Origin of the sequence: Streptomyces zinciresistens K42, from assembly GCF_000225525.1 — a bacterium.
GTDB lineage: Bacteria > Actinomycetota > Actinomycetes > Streptomycetales > Streptomycetaceae > Streptomyces > Streptomyces zinciresistens.
In genome coordinates, this window is the sequence record NZ_AGBF01000057.1 from 1 (window position 1) to 22,154 (window position 22,154).

Below are 22,154 nucleotides of genomic sequence, written 5' to 3' on the forward strand. Positions count from 1 at the left end.
GGCCCGGCGGCCCGGCGGCCCGGCGGCCCGGCGGCCCGGGAGATGTTTCCCGGGCCGCCCGCCGCGCGCTGCTCCGCCTGCGCCCAGCGGCCCTACGGGGCCGCCGCGTCCTCCGCGGCCCAGTCCACGGTGACCACGATCTTGCCCCGGGTGCGGCCCTCCTGGTTCAGGCGGTGGGCGTCCGCCGTGCGCTCCAGCGGGAAGGTGTCCGACACGTGCACGCTCACCACGCCCTGCTCGGCCAGCTCCGTCAGCCGCAGCAGGTCCCCGGCGTCCGGGCGGACGAAGGAGTAGCGGCCGCCGTAGTCGAAGACGTCCGGATCGGCGATGGACACCAGGCGCCCCTCGGGGGCCAGCAGGTTCGCCGAGGTCTTCAGGGCCTCGCCGCCGACCGTGTCGAACACCGCGTCCACCCCCTCGGGCGCCAGCCCGCGCACCCGCTCGACCAGACCCTCGCCGTACGCGACGGGCTCGCCGCCGAGGTCGCGCACGAAGTCGTGGTTGCGGGCGCTCGCGGTGCCGATCACCCGCGCGCCCAGATGCCGGGCGAGCTGCACGGCGATCGAGCCCACCCCGCCCGCCGCGGCGTGCACGAGGACCGTCTCGTCGCGCCCGACCTCCAGCGCCCTGGTCAGCACCTGGTACGCCGTGAGTCCCGCCAGCGGCAGCCCGGCCGCCTGCTCCCAGGTCAGATTGCGCGGCTTGCGGGCGAGGGTGCGCACGGGGGCCGCGACGTACTCGGCGAACGTGCCGTGGGACAGGACGTCCTCGCGGACGTACCCGATGACCTCGTCGCCGACGCCGAACTCGGTGACGGCCAGGCCCGGCTGGACCACGACACCGCACACGTCCCAGCCCGGGACCACCGGGAAGACCGGTTCCAGGAGCCCGTCAAGATAGCCCTCGCGGCACTTCCAGTCGACCGGGTTGACCGCGGCGGCACGCACCTTGACAAGGACGGAGTCGGGGCCGACGCGCGGGTCGCCCACCTCCCCGTACGCGAGCACCTCGGGGCCGCCGTAGGTTGAGTAGCTGATGGCCTTCATGGCTCCGACCCTCCGGGCCGCACGCGCGCCGCGCAAGCCGGAGGGCACGATCCGAGCCGATCGCGTGGCGCCGCCCGGCCACCCGCGCGCTGCCCGGACGCGGTTCGCGGGCCGCCGTGGCCCCGGTCACGTTCAGCCCGCCCACTGGACGACATACCGACTGGTCGGCATCATGTGTCGGGTCACGTTCACCTCTCCCTAGGAGCGCTGATGGGTCCCGACCACCCGCCCGGACTCGACCTCGACCGGCTGCGCGGCCTGTTCGAGCGCGAGCGGCCCGGTCTGGCACAGGGCCCGCTCACCGGACGGCTGATCGAGGGCGGACGGTCGAACCTGACGTACAGCGTCTCGGACGGCGCCTCGACGTGGGTCGTACGCCGGCCCCCGCTGGGCCACGTCCTCGCCACCGCGCACGACATGCGGCGCGAGCACCGGGTCGTCAGCGCCCTGCACCCGACCGGCGTGCCGGTTCCCGAGCCGCTGCTCCTGTGCGAGGACGAGGAGGTGCTCGGGGCGCCGTTCTACGTGATGGAGTTCGTCGAGGGCACCCCGTACCGCACGGCCGGCCAGCTGGCCCCGCTCGGCCCCGAGCGCACCCGGGCGGTGGTGCTCTCGCTGGTGGACACGCTCGTCGGGCTGCACGCGGTGGACCCGGCGGCGGTGGGCCTGGGGGACTTCGGCAGGCCCGAGGGCTTCCTGGACCGGCAGCTGCGGCGCTGGGGCAAGCAGTTGGACGCCTCCCGCAACCGCGACCTGGCCGGGATCGACGAGCTGCACGCGACGCTCGGCCGGCGGCTGCCCGCTTCCCCCGCCCCGACGGTGGTCCACGGCGACTACCGCCTGGACAACGTCCTGATCGGCGACGACGACGGCATCCGGGCGATCCTCGACTGGGAGATGTCCACGCTCGGCGACCCGCTCACCGACCTGGGCCTGCTCGTGATGTACGGCATGCCCCTGGGGATGCCGGACTCCCCGGTCTCCACCACCGCCGAGGCACCCGGCCATCCCGGCCCCCGCGAGCTGATCGAGCGCTACGCCGCGCGCTCCGGCCGGGACGTCTCCGCGGTCTCCTGGTACACGGCGTTCGCCTGGTTCAAGCTCGCCGTGATCCTGGAGGGCATCCACTACCGCTACACGCTGGGCCGGACGGTCGGCCGCGGCTTCGACCGCATCGGCGACCTGGTCCCCGTCTTCATCGGGCACGGACTGACCACTCTCGAAGACGGCATCCAGGAAGGCTGAGGGACATGGACTTCGCGTTCGACGCACGCACCGAGGAACTGCGCGGCAGGCTGCTGGCCTTCATGGACGAGTACGTCTATCCGGCCGAGGCCGTGGCGGAGGAGCAGCGGGCCGCGCTGGCGTCCCCCTGGGACACCCCGGCCGTCGTCGGTGAGCTGAAGGCGCGGGCCCGCGAGCAGGGCCTGTGGAACCTCTTCCTGCCCGACACCGGGTACGGGGCCGGGCTCACCAACCTCCAGTACGCGCCGCTGGCCGAGATCACCGGCCGCTCCCCGCAGCTGGCGCCCACCGCGACCAACTGCGCGGCGCCGGACACCGGGAACATGGAGGTGCTGGCGCAGTTCGCCGACGAGCGGCAGCGCAAGCGGTGGCTGGAGCCGCTGCTGGCGGGCGAGATCCGCTCGGCGTTCGCGATGACCGAGCCGGAGGTGGCGTCCTCGGACGCCACCAACATCACCACGCTGATCGAGCGGGACGGCGACGAGTACGTCGTCACCGGCCGCAAGTGGTACATCTCCGGGGCGATGAACCCCGACTGCAAGGTCTTCATCGTGATGGGCAAGACGGACCCGGACGGGGCGGACATCCGCCGGCAGCAGTCCATGGTGCTGGTGCCGCGGGACACCCCGGGGGTCACGGTCGCCCGCGCGATGCGGGTGTTCGGCTACGAGGACCACTCCCACGGGGGCCACGCCGAGGTCGTCTTCGACCACGCGCGCGTGCCGGTCTCCCACCTCGTCGGGGAGGAGGGCGGCGGTTTCGCCATCGCGCAGGCGCGGCTCGGACCGGGCCGGATCCACCACTGCATGCGGCTGATCGGCATGGCGGAGCGGGCGATCGAGCTGATGTGCCGGCGCGCGGTGTCCCGTACGGCGTTCGGCACGCCGCTCGCCCGGCAGGGTGTGGTGCAGAACTGGATCGCCGACGCGCGGGTGACCGTCGAGCAGCTGCGGCTGCTGGTGCTGAAGACGGCCTGGCTGATGGACACCGTCGGCAACCGGGGCGCCCACACCGAGATCCAGGCCATCAAGATCGCCACTCCGCGCGCGGTCGTCGGCATCCTCGACCGGGCGATCCAGCTGTACGGCGCGGGCGGGGTGAGCCAGGACTTCCCGCTGGCGGAGCTGTACGCCTCGGCGCGCACGCTGATGATCGCCGACGGCCCCGACGAGGTGCACCAGCGCTCGCTGGCACGGCGGGAGCTGAAGAAGTACCTGTAGGGCGGCGCGTACGGGTGTGGTGCGTACGCACGTGGTGCCTGCGCACGTGGTGCCTGCGCACGTGGTGCCTGCACACGTGGTGCCCGCACACGTGGTGCCCGCACACGTGGTGCCTGTGCACGTGGTGCGTACGGTGCGGGGCGGGCCGGGGTGAAACGGCCGCGGCGCACCCGCGCGTTCAGGGGCGCAGGGCGCGCAGCAGGAGGTCGGCGAGGTGGTCGGCGACCTCCTGGGGGCTCAGCGGGCCGTCGGGCCGGTACCAGGTCGACAGGTGGTGGACCGACCCGAAGTGGTAGTCGACCACCAGGTCTGCCGGGGTCGCCGTGGAGAAGACGCCCGACCGCTGGCCCTCCTCGACGAGCGCGCGGAAGCGCTCGTGGTAGCGCCGACGCTCGGCGCGCACCTGCTTGTTCTTCTCCGGGCTCAGATGGTGCATCGAGCGGAAGAAGATCGACGCGTCGTCGAGGTTCTCGATGGTGGTGACCACGACGTCGGCCGCCGCGCCCCGCAGCCGCTTCTCGATCGGCTCGTCGGCGCCGGCGAAGGAGTCGAGGCGCTCCTGCTGGACGCGCAGCACGCGCGCGTACACCTCGTGCAGGAGGTCGTCCTTGGAGCCGAAGTAGTGGTACAGCGCCCCCTTGGTCACGCCGGCCGCCTCGACGATCTCCTGCACGGAGGTGCGGTCGTAGCCCTGCTCGGCGAAGAGCCGGGTGGCGGCGGCGAGCAGCCGCTGCGGGACGGGCGTGCCGTCACCGTCCGTCGTCCTGGCCACTCTGCGGCCACCTGCCCTTCCGGATTTCCACTGCTGTCGAGCCGTCGTGCGCCCGGGAACGGAAGTCCCCGACGGAGGATCTTCCCACTTGCCGTCCCGGGCCGGTCGGGCAGGATCTCCGCCTGGCGCGGACATGCGCAGGCGGTCAGTCTCTCCTCGCAGTATGCGGCCAGATCGCCGGGGCCGGGGCGGGCGCCCGGACGGAGGCTGATGCACGCCCCGGCGGTCTCGCCGCGGCAGCCGCCGGGCCCTTCGGCCGCGGCCGCCTCGCGCACCGCCGGGCGGGTGCGGAGGACGTCGGACGGCCGTCGAGGCGGGCGAGGAAGGTGCGCCCGGGTGCCGCGGCGGCGACCCGGCGCACGGCGTGCGCCAGGGAGCCCTCCGGGGCGGCGGGGGCAAGCCGGGCGTCGGTGAGCCGGGCAGGCCGGGGCCCGGCCGCGTGCCGGGAGCCGGTCACCGGGCCTCCTCCCACCTGCGCTGGATGTGGTTCATGCCGGCCAGCCAGCGGTCGGGGGCGGCGGACCGCGCCGCGTAGTACCCGGCGACCTCGGGGTGCGGAAGGATGAGGAAGCGGTCCTCCTCCATGCCCTCGAACAGGGCGTCCGCCACGTCCTCGGGCGCGATCGCGGTGGGCCTGAGCACCAGGTCGCCGGCGCTGCCGGTGGCGTCGAGCATGTCGGTGCGCACCCCTTGCGGGCAGATGGCGTGGACCTTGAGCCCGCGGTGGCGGTAGGTCAGGGACAGGTACTCGGCGAAGGCGTACGCCCCGTGCTTGGTGACGGCGTAGGGGGCGGCGCCGATCATGGTGAGCAGCCCGGCGGCGGAGACCGTGGAGACGAAGCGTCCGCTGCCGCGCTCCAGCCAGGCCGGCAGGAGCGCGTGCGCGGCGCGGACGTGGGCCATGACGTTGACGTCCCAGGAGGCGGCCCACGCCCGCTCGTCGAGGGGCGCGCCGGCCTCCTCGTCCGCGAAGCCGACCCCGGCGTTGGCGCAGTAGACGTCGACGGTGCCGCCGAGCGCGTCGCGGGCCTCGGCGACGACCGCGGAGGCGTCCCCCGCGACGGCGACGGCTCCGATCTCGGCGGCGACGGCGGCGGCCTTCCGCGCGTCCAGGTCGTTGACGACGACCCGGGCCCCTTGCGCGGCGAAGCGGCGGGCCAGCGCGGCGCCGATGCCGCCCCCCGCCCCGGTCACGACCACTGCGGCACCCTGCACGGCTTCCACCCTCGGTCTCCTTCGCCTGCGACGCTGCTGCGACTCTGCTGCGCCGGCCAGACTAACCGGTCGGTATGTGCGGGGGAAGAGTGGCCGCGAAGGCCCGCCGCGCGGGGCGGGCCACGGGCGGCGGATGCCTTCCGCGCGGCCCGCGCGCGCCCTACCGTGCCCCCATGCGCCTCTCCAGACGATCACTCCTCGCAGCGACAACGGCGGCGGCATCCCTCCCCACCGCGGCGGCGGCGTCCACACCCCGCCCCCGGCTCCGCACCGGTTTCGAGCGGCTCGCGGCCGACGGCTACGCCGTCCTCGACGGCCGGAAGGCCGGCGTCGTCACCAACCCCACGGGCGTCACCCGCGACGTGCGGCACATCGTGGACGTGATGCACCCGGACGAGCGGGTGAACCTGACCGCGGTCTTCGGCCCCGAGCACGGCTTCCGCGGCACCGCCCAGGCGGGCGGCTCCGAGGGCCGCTACGACGACCCGGCCACCGGCCTGCCGGTCTACGACACCTACCTCAAGAGCGGCAAGGCCCTCGCCGACGTCTTCACCGCGTCCGGCGTCGACACGGTGGTCTTCGACATCCAGGACGTGGGCGCGCGCTTCTACACCTACATCTGGACGCTGTACGACTGCATGGAGGCGGCCCGGCTCGCCGGGAAGCGCTTCGTCGTGCTGGACCGGCCCAACCCGGTCACCGGCCGCTCCGCCCGAGGGCCCGTCCTGCACCGGGAGTTCGCGACCTTCGTCGGCCGGCAGCCGATCGCCCAGGCGCACGGCATGACGGTCGCGGAGCTGGCGCTGCTGTTCAACGCGGAGTTCCTGAGCGCGCCGGTGGAGCTGGAGACGGTGACGATGAGCGGCTGGCGGCGGTCGGAGTTCGACGACGCCTGGGGGCTGCCCTGGGTGCCGCCGAGCCCGAACATGCCCACCCCGGACACCGCCCTCGTGTACGCGGGCACCTGTCTGTTCGAGGGCACGAACCTCTCGGAGGGACGCGGCACCACGCGCCCGTTCGAACTGCTCGGCGCGGAGGGCGTCGACGGCGCCTGGGCGGCCGCGGCCAACGCGCTCGGGCTGCCGGGGGTGCGCTTCCGGGAGGCGTACTTCGCGCCCGCCTTCTCCAAGTTCCAGGGCAGGACGGTCGGCGGGGTGCAGATCCATGTGCACGACCGCGCCGCCTTCGACCCGGTCCGCACCGGGATCGGCCTGCTGGTCACCGCCAGGCGGACCTGGAGCGGCTTCGCCTGGCGCGCGGACGACTGGATCGACAAGCTCACCGGCTCCGGCAGGGTGCGCACGATGATCGACGCGGGCGCGGACACCGACGAGGTGGTGGCGGGCTGGCGGCAGGAGCTCGCGGCGTTCCGGCGGACCCGAAAGAAGTACCTGCTGTACACCTGAGCGAACCGGCTGCCGCGAGCACCGGGTATGGCCAATCCCGCCCGGCGGCAGGACGATACGGCCGTGCCGCACCGCGGCGGGCGCCTCGCGGGCCCGGCGGCGGTGGGCGTGCCCGCCTGCGGAAAGCGGGTCCTCGGGCGGCCGGTACACCGGCGCCACCGCGGCGGGCGCGGGTGGCCGCCGGAAAAGAAGGCGACAGAAGACCGGCAATCAGTACGCATACGGACGCGGTCTTCAGGAACCCGTGGGATCTGCCGGGAGTTCTCAGTCCGGTGGGAGCGCCGTGCGGGGCACGCAGCGGCACGGACGCTCCGGCCGACGCAAGGCCGCCGGGACGCCACCGGCGGTCTCGCCGTGAAGGAGGACGCACACACGTGAGCGTGAGGTCGGGGAGGCGCCAGGGACCGCCATGAGGGTCATCGGAAAACGAATGGAGCCGAATCGGTTGTCGATACGTCTATTCGTCAATGCCGCGCGAAGGGCGCGGCGACGCCGAAGTGACCGAAGTACAGGTGCAGGTGTGACGGAGGTGCAGGGCGATGGCCGGTTTCCGGAGTCTGGCGAGACAGGTGCGCGATCCGAGGTGCGATCTCGCGCTGAGGCGCTACTCGTTGCGGAAGTGCCTTGAGCGGTTCGCTCCCTACGGGCACAGGGCGACCTGGGACCACTTGTGCTCCCGGGCGGGATTCGGTCCTGAGGACCGGTCCCCCGATCCGGCGCGGCTCGTGGCCGCACTGGTGGAACTGGAAGAGGCGCGTTCGGTCTGGCTGGCCTACGAGGCCGGGTTCGCCGAGCGGCGCAAGAAGGAGAAGCACGACGGTCTGCGCAGGCCGGGCAGTGTGGACGACTGGCACCGGCTGACCTGGGGCGGGTTCGGAGTCGCCTGGTGCGACGACCCCCAGGTGCACCCGCGCGGGCCGATGGCCGACGTGCTGCGGCGGCTGATCACCGCGCTGGAGCGGGACCCGGGCTGCGCGTGCCCGGTGTGCGGCGGCCGGGCGCTCGTCTGGAAGTACGACCTGGCCCATGAGCCGTCGTCGGGCCCGGTCTGCACGGACTGCGGGATCGTGGTGCCGCGTCCGGTCCTCACACCGGAGGCGCTGGCGGCCGCGCGGCGCGGACGGCGGCTGCTCATGTCCGCCTGACTCCTGGCTGCTGTCCGTCCGACTGATGTCCGCCCCGTACGCCGGGGGTGCGCAGGGGATGCCGCGCCCCCTCCGGACGGCGGGAACCCCCACCCCATGATCCAGCCAAGATCCGGGCGGCGTGGGGACCGGCGGTCGGGCGGCGTGGGGACCGGCGGGGAACCCCGGGCCCGGCGTGCGGGCCACGGTCCGCCGGACCGGGCACCGGTCGGGCCCGTGCGCCCGGCGGACCGGCCCGCACCGCGAGGCACACCGGGCGGGCCGAGGATCGGTCAGCGTCGGTCACCGCCTGCCGTGCCGCTCCCCCGGCGCCGGCCTCCGCGTTCCACCAGCAGCCGGGAGCCCGTGCGCCGTTCGCCGAAGACGTCGTCGGGGTTGGACAGGACGCAGGAGTCCAGGGACAGGCAGCCGCAGCCGATGCAGTCGGTCAGATGGTCGCGCAGCCGGTTCAACTGCTGGATGCGCTCGTCGAGTTCGGAGCGCCACGCCGCGGACAGCCGCGCCCAGTCCTCGCGGGTGGGGGTGCGCTCCTCGGGGAGTTCGGCGAGCGCGTCGCGGATCGTGGCCAGCGGGATGCCGACGCGCTGGGCGGCCCGTACGAAGGCGACGCGGCGCAGGGTGTCGCGGGCGTAGCGGCGCTGGTTGCCGGTGGTGCGGCGGCTGCTGATCAGCCCCGTGGACTCGTAGAAGCGCAGGGCGGAGACGGCGGCGCCGCTGCGTGCGGCGAGCTGGCCGACCGTGAGTTCGTGGATGGTCTCGGGGATCTGGGGCACGCCGCAAAGCTACCCAGCGCGTCAGGGGGCGGCGTCCGTTGACAGGGGCTTCCCGAGCTAGCATTCTAAGCAGTCGCTTAGGACTTGCACTCCGGAGGCCGATCCGGGGGACGCGACGCGAGAGGCCGGGACATGGCAGAGCCGAGGATCTTCACGTCCGCCGACGACCTGCGGGCGGCGGTGGGCGAGCGACTGGGGTACACGGACTGGCTGGAGGTCGACCAGAAGCGGATCGACCTGTTCGCGGAGGCCACCGGCGACCATCAGTGGATCCACGTCGACCCGGAGAAGGCCGCCGCCGGCCCCTTCGGCACGACGATCGCCCACGGCTATCTCACCCTGTCGCTGCTGCCGCTCTTCGGTCCCCAGCTCATCAAGGTCGAGGGCGTGCGGATGGGAGTCAACTACGGGACGAACAAGGTGCGTTTCCCCGCCCCGGTGCCCGTCGGCTCCCGTGTGCGCGCGACGGCCGCCGTCACCGGTGTCGAGGACGTGAGCGGCGGTGTCCAGGTCAGCGTCGCCTTCACCGTGGAGCGCGAGGGCGGCGACAAGCCCGTGTGCGTCGCCGAGTCCGTCTCCCGGTACTACCTGTAGTCCGGCCGGGTCCGGCTCGCCGGGACGGGTGCGCGGCCCGGCGAGCCGGGGAAGGCGCCGCACTCCCCGCGCTCCGCTACGCCGCCCCCACCATCCGCAGCACCAGGTCGGCGTAGAGCGCGCCGACCTCGTCCGGCGTCCAGGGGCCGTCGACGTTGAACCAGCGGGCCACGTCGATGCACAGGGAGAGCACGGCGAGGGTGGTGCCCTTGACGTCGAGCACGTCGAAGTCGCCGGCCGCCACGCCCTCCTCGATGATCCCGCGCACCTCGGCGTCGCACTGCCGGCGCAGCGCGAGGATCTCGGCGCGGGCGTCGGGGCCGAGCGAGTCGAGTTCGTACTGCACGACGCGCGCGGTGGTCCGGCCGCCCGCGTGCCAGCGGACGAAGGAGCCGACCGCGTCGGCGAGCCGCTCGGCCGGGGTGCCCTCGCGCCGGGCCGCCGTGCGCAGGATGTCGAGCGCCTTGGCGTGGCCGATCCGGCTGATGCGGTGGAGCAGTTCTTCCTTGGTCTTGTAGTGGATGTAGAGCGCGGCCGGGCTCATGCCGGCGCGGCCCGCGATGTCACGGGTGGTGGTGGCGTGGTAGCCGCGCTCGGCGAACGCCTCGACGGCGGCGATCAGCAGCCTCCGGGCCGCGTCGGGCGTGACCTCGGCCCACGCCGGCGTCTCGCCGCCGGCCGTGTCCTGCGCCGTACTCATCGCTCACTCGCCCCTCTCGCCGACAGAGGGACCACCATACCGCCCAGGGTGAGCGGGCGCTTAGCGAGCGGACCGTCCGGAGGGGGCGGCGCTCCCCGTGCCGGCGGGCCCGGTCAGCGCCTCTCCAGTGCGGTGACCGGGAGGGTTCACCGGCTCGCGACGCCCGGCACGGCACCTCGCCGCGTGGTCGCCTCACCCGGGTACATCCGGTACGCGGACGAGTCTCCGCCTCGCGGGGCACCGCACCGGACGCCGGGAGCCTCCGGCGAACCCTCCCGGCCACAGCACCAGGGCCTGTTGCGAAAGTGGAGTTGTCGGACTGGACGTGCCCAGCGGCAGGTACCGTTTTCATGTCGGGCTCTGGGGGACCGCTACCCCTGGGGACTGTCAGTTGCAATCGGGAAGCTGCGCAGTGTCAGCGCAGTCGGCGGGGGCAGCGGTTTGTTGACCGGGTCGGCGCGGAACGACTGGAGCAGATAGGCCACCAGGCGCCGGGACGCTGCACCGTCATCCGGTAGAGCGGTCACCAGACCGCAGTGTGCCAACAGGACCACTGCGAGGTCGGAAGGGTGAAAATCGGACCGCAGCGCGCCCGACGCCTGGGCCCTGCGTACCAGAGTCGTGAAGTCCCGCTCGGCTCGTTGCCGGTACTGCGCGTGTTCCGAGGTGCTTTCCGGGAAGGCCGCGACGAACGCGGCCGGGAACCCGCGTTCCTCCCGTTGCAGAGCGCAGACCGTCTCGACCAGGTGCTGGAAGCCCTGCCACGGGTCAGGGACGGCCAGAGCCTCGGTGAGCGCCCGCGCGCAGGTCTCCATCTGCTGCGCGAACGCGCCTCTCACCAGGGCGTCCCGGGTCGGGAAGTGCCGGTACAGCGTCGCCACGCCGACCCCGGCCCGTCGGGCCACGGTCGCCATCGGGGCGTCGATCCCGTGCTCCGCAAAGACCGCACGGGCGGCGACGAGGACCCGCTCCCGGTTGCGCCGGGCGTCCGCCCGCACCCCGTCCCGGGCTGTGATCCGAGAGGATTCCGCCATCACTGTCTCTCGCTTCCGGTCCAAGTGGACGATTGCTTCCACTTATGAGCTTACGGTCGATGCCAGATCCCTGTACGGCCCCGGCGGCAAAGGCGGAACGATGAACCACCGCATGATGAAGGCAGTGCTCTACGACCGCTACGGCGGCCCCGATGTGCTCTACACGGGCCGCGTGCCGTGCCCCGAGCCGGCCCCCGGCGAGGTCCTTGTGAAGGTGCACGCGCTCAGCGTCAACGGCGGCGAACTGGCAGCCCGTGCCGGCCGCCTCCGCCTCCTGAGCGGCCGGAAATTCCCCAAGCGCGTCGGCATGGACTTCACCGGCGAGGTCGCCGCGCTGGGGGCCGGAGTCACACGGTTCGCGGCCGGCGACCGCGTATGGGGGGTCTTGGGCCGCACCTCCGGATTCGGCAGCGCCGCCGAGTACGTGACCGTACCCACCGAGCGGGTCGGCCGGCTCCCCGACGGCCTTGACCTGGTGGACGCCGCCGCACTGCCGGTGGCCACCACGGCCATCACCGCGCTGCGGGACAAAGCCGGGCTGCGCCCCGGCGAACGACTCCTCGTCCGGGGCGCGGCGGGCGGTGTCGGCAACGCCGCCGTCCAGCTCGGACGGGCGTACGGCGCAGAGGTCACGGCCCTGGCCCGCGCAGCCAACCTCGACTTCGTCCGCGGACGCGGCGCGCACCATGCCGTCGACCACCGGACCGTGCGGCCGGCGGAGTTGGGCCGCTTCGACGTGGTCGTGGACACCGCGGGGACCGACCTGCGGGCCTTCCGGCGCCTACTGAGTCCCGGCGGGCGCATGGTCACCATCGCCTTCGACCTGGAACGTCCCGCTGCGTCGCTCGGCTACCTCGCGGCCAGCACGGTCCACGGACACGGCCGGGTGCGCTTCTTCAGCGGCAACCCCACGCGGGCGGACTTCGACGACCTCGCCCGCCATGTGGTCGAGGGCAAGCTGAGCCCTGCGGTGGACTCGGTCTTCCCCCTGGAGGAGACAGCAGCGGCACACCAGGCGCTGGAGGCGGGCGGCGTCCAGGGCAAGTACGTGGTCAGGGTCGCGTAGGACGTCTGTGGAGGTGTTGATCACAGCCACTCGTTGATGGCAGCGATGAGGACGGTCGCCTCGTAGCGGACCGCTGGCTTGTCGTATCGCGTGGCGACGGCGCGATGCCTCTCGAGACGGTTGGTCGTAGACCCGGTTCCACGGTCCGTATTCGACGGGGACGTCCCGCCATGGAACTCCGGTCCGGACACGAAACCGTATGCCGTCGATCAGCTGCCGTCGAGGCCGGACGGGTGGCCGCCCCGTCCTGGCACCCTTCGGCGACAACGGCTCCAGCACCGTCCACCGCTCGTCCGTGGGATCTCCCCGACCCATGAACGACGATCATTCACAGGCCGAGATCCACTTTCGATCCACGGCCTAGGGGTGGTAGGAGGGCCGGGCCGCGTCCTGCTTGTCCCGGATCACCTTGGCGAGCGTGAACGCCGAGGTGACCAGGTACAGCACGGCGATCGCGAGGAACGCGCGCACCCAGGCGTCCGCGTTCAGCTTGAAGATGCCCACGCCGGTCGCGACCATGGCGACCGCGAAGGAGGCGACGGCCTGCCCGTGGAAGGCGGCGGTGTTCTGCTGCTTGCCCGATGCGTCACTCATGGGGACATCATTCGGCCGGCGCGGGCGGCGGCGCATCCGCCGAAGTACTCAGGCGGTACTCAGAACGCCGAAACCCCGGTCAGCGCCCGCCCGATGAGGAGTTTCTGGATCTGGCTGGTGCCCTCGTAGAGGGTCATCACCCGGGCGTCGCGCAGCAGTTTGCCCGCCGGGTACTCGTCGATGTAGCCGTAGCCGCCGAAGACCTGGAGGGCGTTGTTGGCGGCGCGCACGGCGGCCTCGGAGGCGAAGAGCTTGGCCTTGGAGGACTCGGTGGCGAAGGGCAGGCCGCGGTCGATCAGGTCCGCCACCCGCCAGGTCAGCAGCCGGGCCGCGTCCACGTCGACGGCGATGTCGCTGATCAGCTCCTGGACCAGCTGGTGATGGGCGATGGACCGGCCGAACTGCTCGCGCTCGCCCGCGTACCGCACGGCGGCGTCGAGCGCGGCCTGGGCGATGCCGACACAGCCCGCGGCGACCGACATCCGCCCCTTGGCCAGGGCCGACATCGCGATCGAGAAGCCCTTGCCCGGCTCGCCCAGCAGGGCCGAGGCGGGCACGCGCACGTCCTGGAGCACCAGCTCGGCGGTGGCCTGGCCGCGCAGGCCGAGCTTGCCGTGGACGGCACGGCGGCCCAGGCCGGGGGCGTCGGCGGGCACGAGGAAGGCGGAGACGCCCTTGTGGCCCGGCGCGTCGGTGGAGCGGGCGAAGAGCAGCACGACGTCGGCCCAGGTGCCGTTGGTGATGAACATCTTGGTGCCGCTGATGACGTAGTCGCCGCCGTCGCGCACGGCCCGGGTGGTGAGGTTGCCCGCGTCGGAGCCGGTGCCGGGCTCGGTGAGACCGAAGCAGCCGACCAGCCCGCCCGCGGTGAGCCCCGGCAGCCAGCGCCGCTTCTGCTCCTCGTCGCCCCAGGCGGCGACGGTCTTGGCGACCAGGCCGAGGGAGACGGAGACGATGCCGCGCACCGAGGAGTCGCCCCGCCCCAGCTCCTCGGTGACCAGGCAGTACGCGAGATGGTCGCCGCCGGAACCGCCGTACTCCTCGTCCACCGTGAGACCGAGGAAGCCGAGCGCGCCGAGCTTCCCGACGATCCCCCGGTCCACTTCCTCGGCACGGTCCCAGGCGACGGCGTGCGGAGTGATCTCGCGGTCCACGAAGTCCCGCGCGAGCCGGCGGACCGCGCTCTGCTCCTCGCTGAGCTCCAGGTTCATGGCGTATCACTCCCCTTTTAAATTAGCAGTGCTAGTTTAGCTGCGACAGCCCTACTATGTGCGCCATGGCCCGACCGCGCAAGCCCCTCCTCAGCTACGACCGCATCGTCGTGACGGCTCGCGGACTCGTGGACGCCGAGGGCCTGCCGGCCGTCTCCACCCGCCGGCTCGCCGCCGAGCTGGGCGTGAGCGGCCCCTCCCTCTACAACCACTTCCGCACCAAGGACGAGATCCTGGAGGCGGTCGCCGACTCGGTGAGCGCCCAGGTGGACCTGTCGATGTTCGACGACGTCCGGGACTGGCGCACCGCGCTGCACGACTGGGCGCTGTCGTACCGCAAGGCCCTGCGCGACCACCCCAACATCGTCCCCGTGCTGGCCCGCGGCCCCGGCCGCCGCCCGGCCGCGCTGCGGCTCGCCGACGCCGTCTACGGCGCGATGGTCGCGGCGGGCTGGCCCCCGGCGCAGGCCACGTCCATCGGCGCGCTGATGCGGTACTTCATCATGGGCTCCGCCCTCGGCTCCTTCGCCGGCGGCTTCGTGGACGACGCGAGCGCCTACGACCCGGCCGACTACCCCCACCTCGGGCAGGCCCACCTCCTCGCCGACCAGCAGGAGAAGATCGACGAGCGGGCCTTCGAGACGGGCCTGACCGCCCTGCTGGACGGGCTGGCCGCGCAGTACGGGCGGGCGGACCGGGAGGCTGGCCGTACTGACCCGTGAGGTCGGGGACGCCGCCGGCGCCGGCCTGCCCCGACCGGACGGAGCGGCCGCGCCCTCTCGCCGGGGCGGCGGGCGCCGCGCCGGCCCGCGCTGGAGACGGGACGGTGCGTGCGGATCGGCTCCGAGCGCGCGGTGAAGGTCACCCGCGACGGCGAGCGCGCCCTGTCCGACCTGGTCGGCATCGAGGCCGCGGCGGCGCGCTGCACCGGGATGCCCGTGCGGTCCGGACCCGGCGGTCGGCCGGGCCGACCGCCGGGTCCGGCTAGAAGACGACCAGCGCCCGGCCGCCCCTGCCCGCCAGCATGTTCGCGAACGCCGCCGGGATGCCGTCGAGGCCGATGCGTTCCGTCACCAGCGCGCCCAGGTCCAGGCGGCCCGCGCGGACATGGGCGGCGAGCACCGGCAGGTCGCGCGCGGGATCGCTGTTGCCGTAGACGCAGCCGGACAGGGTGCGCCCCCAGTGGAAGATCTCCAGGGCGTTGAAGGTGACCCGCTGGTCCTTGCCGCCGATGCCGACGACCGTCGTACGGCCGCCGCGGCGGGTGGACTCCCAGGCGGCGCGGATCGTCGCGGCGCGGCCCACGCACTCGACGGCGGCGTCGACGCCCTGCCCGCCGGTGCGGGCGCGGATCTCGCGGGCGGTGTCCTCGGAGGCGACGACGTAGTCCGTGGCCCCGGCCGCGCGGGCCAGCCCCTCCTTCGCCGGGGAGACGTCGACGGCGACGATCTTCGAGGCCCCCGCGATCCGGGCCGCCTGAAGCGCGGCGAGGCCCACTCCCCCGGCGCCGTACACGGCGACCGTCTCGCCCTCGCGCACCCGGGCCGCGTGACGGACGGCGCCGTAGCCGGTGAGGACCGCGCAGCCGAGGAGGGCCGCGTCGGCGAGCGGGACGCCGTCGGGGGCGGGCAGGACGCAGGAGGCCGGGACGACGGTCTCCTCGGCGAACGCGGCCACGTTCAGCCCCGGGTGCAGTTCGGTGCCGTCCGCGGTCCGGGCGTGGACGGCGGCGGCGCCGTCGAGCGCGTTGGCGCACAGCCAGACCTCGCCGAGCGAGCAGGCATGGCAACGGCCGCAGGACGGGGCCCAGTTCAGGACCACACCGGCGCCGGGCGCGACATGGCCGACGCCCTCGCCGACCGCCACGACGGTGCCCGCGCCCTCGTGGCCGAGCACGGCCGGGACCGGCACGCGCAGGGTGCCGTCGGACAGGGACAGGTCGGAGTGGCAGACGCCGGCGGCGGCGAGCCGGACGCGGACCTGCCCGGGGCCGGGGTCGGGGAGTTCGATGCCGACGACCTCCAGGGGAGCGCCTACGGCGGGAAGGACGGCTGCGCGCACCACGGTGGGACTCCTCAGAACTGGAGGGACTTGGTCTGGAGGTACTCGGCGAGGCCGTGCGAACCGAGCTCGCGGCCGACGCCGGACTGCTTGTAACCGCCGAAGGGGGCAAGGGGGTTGAAGCGGCCGCCGTTGATGTCGACCTGACCGGTGTCCATCCGGCGGGCGAAGGCCACCGCCTCGGCCTCCTCGCCCGCCCAGACCGCGCCCGCGAGGCCGTAGACCGTGCCGTTGGCGATCCGCAGGGCGTCCTCCTCGTCCTCGTAGCGCAGGATCGACAGGACCGGGCCGAAGATCTCCTCCTGCGCGATCGTCATCGCGGGAGTGACGTCGGCGAAGACGGTCGGGCTGACGAACCAGCCCTTCTCGCGCGGCGCTTCGGGGCCGCCGGCCACCAGCCGCGCCCCCTCGGCCACGCCCTTCTCGATGTGGCCGACCACCCGTGCCCGCTGCTCGGCGCTGACCACCGGGCCGATGCGCTCGCGGTACTTGGCGGCGGCGGTCCTGGCCAGTTCCACGGCCTCGTCGTAGCGGTCGCGGTGGATCAGCATCCGGGTCCAGGCGCTGCACGTCTGGCCGGAGTTGGACATCACGTTGGCGACGCCGACGTTGACGGCCCTGGCCAGGTCGGCGCTCGGCAGGACGACGTTGGCGGACTTGCCGCCCAGTTCCAGGGCGACCTTCTTGACGGCCGCGCCGGCCACCGCGGCGATCCGCCGGCCGACGGCCGTGGAGCCGGTGAAGGAGACCAGATCGACGTCCGGGTGCTCGGCGAGCGCCTGCCCGGCGACCGGGCCGAACCCGGTGACCAGGTTGAAGACCCCCGCGGGGAAGCCCGCCTCGTGCACGGCCTCGGCGAAGAGCCGGGCGACCAGCGGGGTGTTCTCGGCCGGTTTGAGCACGACCGTGCAGCCCGCGGCGAGCGCCGGGGCGGCCTTGGCGACGATCTGGTGCAGGGGGTAGTTCCAGGGCGTGATCGCGCCGACGACGCCGACGGGCTCCAGCAGGACGGTCGAGTTGCCGACCTTCTCCTCGAAGGAGTACACCGCCGCCAGTTCGGCGTAGGAGCCGGCGACGGCGATCGGCAGGGCGGCGTGCACCGCCCGGGAGAGCTGCGGAGGGGCGCCGAGCTCCGCGGTGACCGTCTCGGCGATCTCGTCCCGGCGGGCGTCGAGGGCGTCGCGCAGCGCCCCGAGCCGTGCGGCGCGCTCGGCGGGCGGGGTCGCGGCCCAGGCCCGCAGGGCGGCGCGGGCGGCCCGCACGGCGGAGTCGACGTCGGCGGCGGTACCGGCCGGGACCCGGCCGATGACCTGTTCGTCGGCCGGGTTCACCACCTCGATGACGTCCTCGCCCGCGGCGGGCCGCCAGGCGCCGTCGATGTACATGCCCTCGTGTGCCTTCATCGCGCTTCCTCCCGGGCGGGCCGCTCGTCGACCGGCTGCCGTCGTCGGGGTCCCGCTGTGGTGGGCCGGTGTGCCGGGGCCCGTGCGGTCAGCCGGTGCGGTGCTCCGGCTGTGGTGTGCCGGTTCATAAACTAGCGGCGATAGTTTTCCGGCGCCAGGGATCGCGGGCACCGGCCGCCCTGATGACGGCGGGAACCGGCGGCCGGACCGCCGGGCCCGGCCCGAGTCCGCCGCGCCGGCCGCCTCACTCGTCCAGGTCCGGCAGCCGCGCCGGGGCCGGGCAGATCCGCTCACCGTGCTGGTCGAACACCAGGAGATGGGCGAGGTCGACGAGCAGCGGAACCTGCATCCCCTTGCGCAGCCGCAGGTCGGGCGCGGTGCGCACGATGAGGTCGCCGGGGAGGCGGCCCTCGGGGGGTGCCGTGTCGGCGCGCGGGGGGTCCAGCGTCGCCACCGGCCCGGTGCGCGGGGCACCCGCCCGGCCGCGGAGCCGGTCCAGCACCCTGCCCGGTTCACGGCGGCGGCGCCGGGCCTGCGGCACGGGCCGGGGCGCCTCCAACCGGGGGACGACGGCCGGGCGCGAGCCGGTGTTGAAATGGACGAGGCTCTCGTGGCCCTGGAACTCCACGTGCTCGACCAGGCCGGTGATGTGCGTCTCGCCGGGCCGGGCCTCGCTCCGCTCGGCGATCCGCACGGCCTCCGAGCGCAGGCCCACGATGACCTCGCGCCCCTGCTGGACGCGGAGCAACTGGTGGTCGAGGGACAGGGGTTCGGGCAGCCGCAGGTACTGCTTGCCGAGGCTGACGGTCATCGCCCCGTCGAGCGGCGCCCGTACGAGGCCGCGCAGGAGGTTGATGCGCGGGACGCCGACGAAGGCGGCGACGAAGACGTTGCGGGGCAGCGCGTACACCGCGCGCGGGGCGCCGACCTGCTGGAGGACCCCGCCGCGCAGGACGGCCACCCGGTCGCCGAGCGACATCGCCTCGGCCTGGTCATGGGTGACGTACACGGTGGTGACGCCCAGGTCGCGGGTGAGTCCGGAGATCTCGGCGCGCAGATGGTTGCGGAGCTTGGCGTCGAGGTTGGACAGCGGCTCGTCCATCAGGAACGCGGAGGGGCGGCGGGCGAGGGCGCGGCCCATGGCGACGCGCTGGCGCTCGCCGCCGGAGAGCTGGCCGGGGAAGCGGTGCAGGAGGTCCTCGATGCCCAGCAGCCGGGCGGTGGCGTCGACCCGCGGCGCCGGGTCGGTGCCGGGCGACTCGATGCGCAGCGGGAAGCCGATGTTGTCGCGGCCGGTCATGCTCGGATAGAGGGCGAAGTTCTGGAAGACCATCGCCATGCGCCGCTCGGCGGGCAGCAGTTGGCCGGCGGGCTCGCCGTCGAGCAGCAGTCGCCCCTCGTCGATCTCCTCCAGGCCGGCGATCATCCGGAGCACGGTGGACTTTCCGCAGCCGGAGGGCCCGAGGAGGACGAGGAACTCGCCCGGTTCGATGTCGAGCGAGAGCCGGTCCACGACGCGCACTCCGCGCGTGTACGACTTGCTGACGTCCTGAAGAGAGATGGCGCGTGTCATGACGGTGCCCCCGGGGGCCTGCTCTGCTCCCTGACGCCCCGCGCGGGTCGTGCGGGGCGTGTGCGTCACGGAAGCTAACGGAATGTGTGCGGCCGGGGGAAGGGAACGGGCGGGATCGGACGGCGCCGTCCGAGGGGTGAGAAGCGGGGAGGCGGTGCCACCCGGCACAGGAGGGGGACCGGGGTCGTGCCGCCCGGCCGGCGGGCGGGGCCGGAGGTCGTGCCGCCCGGCCGGCGGGCGGTGTCCGGATCGTGCCGCCCGGCCGGGCGGGAGGGCGGACGGCCGGATTCAGCGCGTGCCGGGCGCGGGCGGCTCACGGGTCGCCGTGAGGTGGGCGAAGACGACGACGTTGCCGGAGTAGCCGGTCCTGCGGTCGTAGGTGCCGCCGCAGGTGATCAGCCGCAGTTCCGGCCGGTTGCGCGTGCCGTACACCAGCCGGTTGGGGAACTTGTCCTTCTCGAAGGTCTTGACCGCGTCGACCGTGTAGACGGCGGTACGGCCGTCGGCGCGGCGGACCTCGACACGGCGGCCGCGCTTCAGTTCGCCGAGGCCCCGGTAGACGGCCGGGCCGGTGGCGGTGTCGAGGTGCCCCACGGTGACGGCGGTGCCCTGCTCACCGGGGGACGGCCCGTCCGCGAACCAGCCGGCCAGCTTGGGCTTGTCCCCCGGGGGCGCGGGCAGCCGGCGCGCGCCGTCGAGGCGCAGATCGACGAGTTCGGCGTTCACACCGATGTAGGGGATGACGATGCGGGTCGCCCGGGAACGGTCCAGGGGGCGGGGTCCGGCGGGCCGCCCGGCGGCCTTCGACGGGCGGACCGGCGTACGGGAGGGCGGTGCCGGGGTGGCCGCCGGCGGGGCCGGGGGTGTCGCCCCGGGCCGGGCCGAGGGACTGGCCGCGGGGCCCGGGGCGCCGGGGCGGGAGTCGGTCATGCCGGAACCGGCGCCCGCGGCACGGACGCCGGGGGCCTCGGAGGCCCCGGGGTCCGGCGCGGCGACGCCGGGCCCGGGGTCCTCACGATGGCTCAGCCGGTCGGCGCCCACCACCAGCACGGCGGCGAGGACCGCCGTCCTCGCCAGGCGGTAGGCGCGCCTCCGGTACCAGGGCCTGCGTCGTCTACGCACCGTGCGAACGGCGACGGAGCCGGAACCACATCACCCCGCCCACCGCGGTCAGACCGACGGCGGCCGCGCCGGCGACCGTGGTGAACGCCTCGCCGCGGGCGATGCCCCCGCCGCCGGCCGGCGGACCGCCCTGCGGGGCGGGCGACGGCGTCGACATCGAGGAGCGGCAGTCGACGGTGAAGGTCTTCTCCCGGTTCGGGGCGGTGGCTCCGGTGAAGTTCCAGGTGAGCCGGTAGCGCCCGTCCGGCAGGGTGAGGTCCTCGGTGTGGCCGGCGCCCGTCCCGGCCGGGAGGTTGAGGGTGCCGTTGAGCGTGGCCCCGCTCGGGATGGCGGGCTCGGTCACGATGTTCCAGGTGACGGCCGTGACGGTCTCGAAGTTCGCCGCGTCGAGGTAGAACCGGCAGACCCTCGGCTCGTCGATCGCGTCACCGTAGGGCGTGCGGGCGACCCCGTCCCACGGTGCCGTGTGGACCTTGAGGGTGCCGTTGTCCCCGGGCGCCATCGGCGCGGCGCCCGCCGTCGGCAGCCCGGAGAGCGGCGTGAGCGCGGCGGTGAGCGCCGTGACGGCGGCGATGCGCACTCCTGCGCGGCGTGGAAGCGTGGTGGGCATACGAGTCCTCCGAGTCAGACGATTTTCGTACAAATCGCTCTTCGTCTGACTCTCTTTCACATACGCCCCTCCTGTCGTGCAAGCAGCGCCTTACGGCCCATCAGATACCACTCTTTCGACGCAAGATCGTCCTGGACCGGCGTCGCTCACGGGCCTCGCCGGTCTGCCCGGCCGGCTTGGCGGGGGCGCGCAGCGCCGTTCCCGCCGAGAGCAGCAGCAGGCCGCCCAGCATCACGAACGGCGCGGCGACGCCCGCCACGCCCGCGACCAGGCCCGCGGACGCGGGCGCGGCGACCTGGCCGAGGCGGTTGCCGGTCAGCCGCAGGGCGAGGGCGGTGGAGCGCGCGCCCTCGGGGGCGGCCTGGACGACCGTCGTCATCGACAGCGGCTGGCCCACGCCGAGGCAGAAGCCGAGCGCCCCGAGTGTCACCGCGAGCGCCCAGACCGGCACCGGCACCGCGATGCCCGCGCACAGCAGGGCGGCCAGCAGGCAGGTGACGGTGAGCAGCGGGGTGCGGCCGAGCAGCCGCAGCAGGGGCGTCAGGACCAGGCGGCAGGCGATGGTGGCCGCGGCGCGCAGGCTCAGCAGCAGGCCGATCACGGACGGCGCGATGCCCCGCTGCTCGCCGACCACCGGCAGGTAGGCGGTGAGGACGTCGGTCGCCGAGAGCACGGCGAGGCTGATGAAGATGCCCCCGGGAACGCCGCGGGCGCGCAGGATGCTCCCGACCGGGACGCGCGCGGCCGACTTCGCGCGGGAGTCGGCCGTCGCGGGGCGCTCTATGCGCCACAGCGAGGTGAGCGCGACGGCGCAGCCCGCGCCCGCCACGAGCAGGGCGAGTGCGCTGGCGCGCGCCATGTCCGGACCGCCGATCAGCGCGCCCGCCGCGACCGGGCCGATGAGCTGGCCGAGGGAGGCGCCGATGGTGAAGTGGCCGAAGTTGCGGTCCTGTTCGTGCGGGGCGGACTGCCGGGCGACCAGCGACTGGGCGCCGATCACGAAGCAGAGGTGGCCGAGGCCCATCACCCCGCTCCAGACCGCCATCGCCCACAGGGTGCCCGCGAGGCCGCTCAGGGCGCAGCCGCCCGCGATCAGCACGACGCCGACCGGCAGCAGCGGCGCACAGCGCCCGTGGTCGGTACGGCGGCCCAGCGGGACGGCGGCGAACAGGGGGAGCAGGGCGTACACACCCGCGATGACGCCGATCGCCCGCTCGTCGGCGCCCAGCGCGAGCGCCCGGTAGGACACCGCGGGCCGGGCCATCGACACCGCCGCCTGCGCGAAGCTGAAGGCGATGACGAGGCGGAGCAGCCAGCCGCGGTACCCACCGGGCGCCATGAACGTTTCCTCCTTGTTCCGGGTG

General features: G+C 73.9%; 22 protein-coding genes and 2 pseudogenes. 8 read left to right on the top strand and 16 right to left on the bottom strand.

Annotated features, from left to right (window positions below; all coding sequences use genetic code 11):
- Positions 1-92: 92 nt before the first annotated feature.
- On the bottom strand, positions 93-1,046 hold the full coding sequence (locus SZN_RS17785) for an NADP-dependent oxidoreductase (protein ID WP_007496933.1): 954 nt from the start codon (positions 1,044-1,046) through the stop codon (positions 93-95).
- 210 nt (positions 1,047-1,256) lie between these two features.
- On the opposite strand from SZN_RS17785, the gene SZN_RS17790 reads away from it, so the two are divergent.
- Both SZN_RS17790 and SZN_RS17795 read left to right on the top strand, forming a co-directional pair.
- Entirely contained in the window at positions 1,257-2,291 is a 1,035-nt protein-coding gene (locus tag SZN_RS17790; protein WP_007496935.1) for a phosphotransferase family protein, read from the top strand.
- A 5-nt stretch (positions 2,292-2,296) separates the two neighbouring features.
- The gene (locus SZN_RS17795; protein ID WP_007496937.1) at positions 2,297-3,511 is read left to right on the top strand and encodes an acyl-CoA dehydrogenase family protein; all 1,215 of its coding nucleotides are present in this window, start codon (positions 2,297-2,299) and stop codon (positions 3,509-3,511) included.
- 178 nt (positions 3,512-3,689) lie between these two features.
- On the opposite strand, the gene SZN_RS17800 is transcribed toward SZN_RS17795, so the two are convergent.
- The 3 genes from SZN_RS17800 to SZN_RS17805 all read right to left on the bottom strand — a co-directional run bounded on the left by SZN_RS17800 (position 3,690) and on the right by SZN_RS17805 (position 5,507).
- Complete coding sequence (locus SZN_RS17800; RefSeq protein WP_341865587.1) at positions 3,690-4,238, bottom strand: TetR/AcrR family transcriptional regulator; 549 nt, start codon at positions 4,236-4,238, stop codon at positions 3,690-3,692.
- Entirely contained in the window at positions 4,154-4,558 is a 405-nt protein-coding gene (locus tag SZN_RS43365; protein WP_341865586.1) for an AMP-binding enzyme, read from the bottom strand. Before SZN_RS43365 ends, SZN_RS17800 begins: the two co-directional genes overlap by 85 nt.
- A gap of 178 nt (positions 4,559-4,736) precedes the next feature.
- Positions 4,737-5,507, bottom strand: a complete 771-nt coding sequence (locus tag SZN_RS17805; protein WP_007496941.1) for an SDR family NAD(P)-dependent oxidoreductase — start codon at positions 5,505-5,507, stop codon at positions 4,737-4,739.
- A 164-nt stretch (positions 5,508-5,671) separates the two neighbouring features.
- On the opposite strand from SZN_RS17805, the gene SZN_RS17810 reads away from it, so the two are divergent.
- Positions 5,672-6,904: an exo-beta-N-acetylmuramidase NamZ family protein gene (locus tag SZN_RS17810; protein WP_007496943.1), complete on the top strand. Its 1,233-nt coding sequence runs from the start codon at positions 5,672-5,674 to the stop codon at positions 6,902-6,904.
- Positions 6,905-7,443: 539 nt separating this feature from the next.
- The gene (locus SZN_RS17815) at positions 7,444-8,049 is read left to right on the top strand and encodes a hypothetical protein (protein WP_043731424.1); all 606 of its coding nucleotides are present in this window, start codon (positions 7,444-7,446) and stop codon (positions 8,047-8,049) included.
- 272 nt (positions 8,050-8,321) lie between these two features.
- On the opposite strand, the gene soxR is transcribed toward SZN_RS17815, so the two are convergent.
- A complete protein-coding gene (gene soxR / locus SZN_RS17820) occupies positions 8,322-8,822 on the bottom strand; it encodes a redox-sensitive transcriptional activator SoxR (protein ID WP_007496947.1) in 501 nt (166 codons plus the stop codon).
- Positions 8,823-8,954: 132 nt separating this feature from the next.
- On the opposite strand from soxR, the gene SZN_RS17825 reads away from it, so the two are divergent.
- Complete coding sequence (locus SZN_RS17825) at positions 8,955-9,416, top strand: MaoC family dehydratase (protein ID WP_007496949.1); 462 nt, start codon at positions 8,955-8,957, stop codon at positions 9,414-9,416.
- Between the two features lie 76 nt (positions 9,417-9,492).
- On the opposite strand, the gene SZN_RS17830 is transcribed toward SZN_RS17825, so the two are convergent.
- Complete coding sequence (locus SZN_RS17830; protein WP_007496951.1) at positions 9,493-10,116, bottom strand: TetR/AcrR family transcriptional regulator; 624 nt, start codon at positions 10,114-10,116, stop codon at positions 9,493-9,495.
- 371 nt (positions 10,117-10,487) lie between these two features.
- Positions 10,488-11,150, bottom strand: coding sequence for a TetR/AcrR family transcriptional regulator (locus tag SZN_RS17835; protein ID WP_043731439.1), 663 nt, complete (start codon positions 11,148-11,150; stop codon positions 10,488-10,490).
- Positions 11,151-11,250: 100 nt separating this feature from the next.
- Here SZN_RS17835 and SZN_RS17840 point away from each other — a divergent pair, with 100 nt between their 5' ends.
- The gene (locus SZN_RS17840) at positions 11,251-12,216 is read left to right on the top strand and encodes an NAD(P)-dependent alcohol dehydrogenase (RefSeq protein ID WP_007496955.1); all 966 of its coding nucleotides are present in this window, start codon (positions 11,251-11,253) and stop codon (positions 12,214-12,216) included.
- 123 nt (positions 12,217-12,339) lie between these two features.
- Here SZN_RS17840 and SZN_RS38770 read toward each other — a convergent pair.
- The 3 genes and pseudogenes from SZN_RS38770 to SZN_RS17850 form a co-directional block, all read right to left on the bottom strand.
- Positions 12,340-12,531, bottom strand: a pseudogene (locus SZN_RS38770) (transposase); the annotation flags it as partial.
- 45 nt (positions 12,532-12,576) lie between these two features.
- Complete coding sequence (locus SZN_RS17845) at positions 12,577-12,810, bottom strand: YiaA/YiaB family inner membrane protein (RefSeq protein ID WP_007496956.1); 234 nt, start codon at positions 12,808-12,810, stop codon at positions 12,577-12,579.
- A gap of 59 nt (positions 12,811-12,869) precedes the next feature.
- Positions 12,870-14,021, bottom strand: coding sequence for an acyl-CoA dehydrogenase family protein (locus SZN_RS17850; RefSeq protein ID WP_007496958.1), 1,152 nt, complete (start codon positions 14,019-14,021; stop codon positions 12,870-12,872).
- A 65-nt stretch (positions 14,022-14,086) separates the two neighbouring features.
- Here SZN_RS17850 and SZN_RS17855 point away from each other — a divergent pair, with 65 nt between their 5' ends.
- Both SZN_RS17855 and SZN_RS43505 read left to right on the top strand, forming a co-directional pair.
- Positions 14,087-14,743 carry a TetR/AcrR family transcriptional regulator gene (locus tag SZN_RS17855; protein ID WP_007496960.1) on the top strand — a complete coding sequence of 219 codons (657 nt, stop codon included), beginning with the start codon at positions 14,087-14,089 and terminating at the stop codon, positions 14,741-14,743.
- A gap of 11 nt (positions 14,744-14,754) precedes the next feature.
- Positions 14,755-14,944: pseudogene (locus SZN_RS43505) on the top strand (transcriptional regulator); the annotation flags it as partial.
- A 61-nt stretch (positions 14,945-15,005) separates the two neighbouring features.
- On the opposite strand, the gene SZN_RS17860 reads toward SZN_RS43505, so the two are convergent.
- From SZN_RS17860 to SZN_RS17885, 6 genes are all read right to left on the bottom strand, one after another.
- On the bottom strand, positions 15,006-16,085 hold the full coding sequence (locus SZN_RS17860) for a Zn-dependent alcohol dehydrogenase (RefSeq protein ID WP_007496962.1): 1,080 nt from the start codon (positions 16,083-16,085) through the stop codon (positions 15,006-15,008).
- 11 nt (positions 16,086-16,096) lie between these two features.
- Positions 16,097-17,485, bottom strand: a complete 1,389-nt coding sequence (locus tag SZN_RS17865; protein ID WP_007496964.1) for an aldehyde dehydrogenase family protein — start codon at positions 17,483-17,485, stop codon at positions 16,097-16,099.
- A gap of 244 nt (positions 17,486-17,729) precedes the next feature.
- Complete coding sequence (locus SZN_RS17870; RefSeq protein ID WP_007496966.1) at positions 17,730-19,058, bottom strand: ABC transporter ATP-binding protein; 1,329 nt, start codon at positions 19,056-19,058, stop codon at positions 17,730-17,732.
- 288 nt (positions 19,059-19,346) lie between these two features.
- A complete protein-coding gene (locus SZN_RS17875; protein WP_167546315.1) occupies positions 19,347-20,180 on the bottom strand; it encodes a class F sortase in 834 nt (277 codons plus the stop codon).
- Positions 20,173-20,790, bottom strand: a complete 618-nt coding sequence (locus tag SZN_RS17880) for a hypothetical protein (protein WP_007496969.1) — start codon at positions 20,788-20,790, stop codon at positions 20,173-20,175. Before SZN_RS17880 ends, SZN_RS17875 begins: the two co-directional genes overlap by 8 nt.
- Before the next feature lie 100 nt (positions 20,791-20,890).
- Positions 20,891-22,129: an MFS transporter gene (locus tag SZN_RS17885; RefSeq protein ID WP_007496970.1), complete on the bottom strand. Its 1,239-nt coding sequence runs from the start codon at positions 22,127-22,129 to the stop codon at positions 20,891-20,893.
- Between the last annotated feature and the right edge of the window lie 25 nt (positions 22,130-22,154).

Bases quoted from the DNA above. Each gene is read 5' to 3' on its own strand.
- SZN_RS17845 (WP_007496956.1), bottom strand. From the start codon at position 12,810: ATGAGTGACGCATCGGGCAAGCAGCAGAACACCGCCGCCTTCCACGGG.
- SZN_RS17815 (WP_043731424.1), top strand. From the start codon at position 7,444: ATGGCCGGTTTCCGGAGTCTGGCGAGACAGGTGCGCGATCCGAGGTGC.
- SZN_RS17835 (WP_043731439.1), bottom strand. From the start codon at position 11,150: ATGGCGGAATCCTCTCGGATCACAGCCCGGGACGGGGTGCGGGCGGAC.
- SZN_RS17825 (WP_007496949.1), top strand. From the start codon at position 8,955: ATGGCAGAGCCGAGGATCTTCACGTCCGCCGACGACCTGCGGGCGGCG.
- SZN_RS17790 (WP_007496935.1), top strand. From the start codon at position 1,257: ATGGGTCCCGACCACCCGCCCGGACTCGACCTCGACCGGCTGCGCGGC.
- SZN_RS17885 (WP_007496970.1), bottom strand. From the start codon at position 22,129: ATGGCGCCCGGTGGGTACCGCGGCTGGCTGCTCCGCCTCGTCATCGCC.
- SZN_RS17870 (WP_007496966.1), bottom strand. From the start codon at position 19,058: ATGACACGCGCCATCTCTCTTCAGGACGTCAGCAAGTCGTACACGCGC.
- SZN_RS17840 (WP_007496955.1), top strand. From the start codon at position 11,251: ATGAACCACCGCATGATGAAGGCAGTGCTCTACGACCGCTACGGCGGC.
- SZN_RS17830 (WP_007496951.1), bottom strand. From the start codon at position 10,116: ATGAGTACGGCGCAGGACACGGCCGGCGGCGAGACGCCGGCGTGGGCC.
- SZN_RS17850 (WP_007496958.1), bottom strand. From the start codon at position 14,021: ATGAACCTGGAGCTCAGCGAGGAGCAGAGCGCGGTCCGCCGGCTCGCG.
- SZN_RS17795 (WP_007496937.1), top strand. From the start codon at position 2,297: ATGGACTTCGCGTTCGACGCACGCACCGAGGAACTGCGCGGCAGGCTG.
- SZN_RS17865 (WP_007496964.1), bottom strand. From the start codon at position 17,485: ATGAAGGCACACGAGGGCATGTACATCGACGGCGCCTGGCGGCCCGCC.
- SZN_RS17810 (WP_007496943.1), top strand. From the start codon at position 5,672: ATGCGCCTCTCCAGACGATCACTCCTCGCAGCGACAACGGCGGCGGCA.
- SZN_RS17785 (WP_007496933.1), bottom strand. From the start codon at position 1,046: ATGAAGGCCATCAGCTACTCAACCTACGGCGGCCCCGAGGTGCTCGCG.
- SZN_RS17855 (WP_007496960.1), top strand. From the start codon at position 14,087: ATGGCCCGACCGCGCAAGCCCCTCCTCAGCTACGACCGCATCGTCGTG.
- SZN_RS17880 (WP_007496969.1), bottom strand. From the start codon at position 20,790: ATGCCCACCACGCTTCCACGCCGCGCAGGAGTGCGCATCGCCGCCGTC.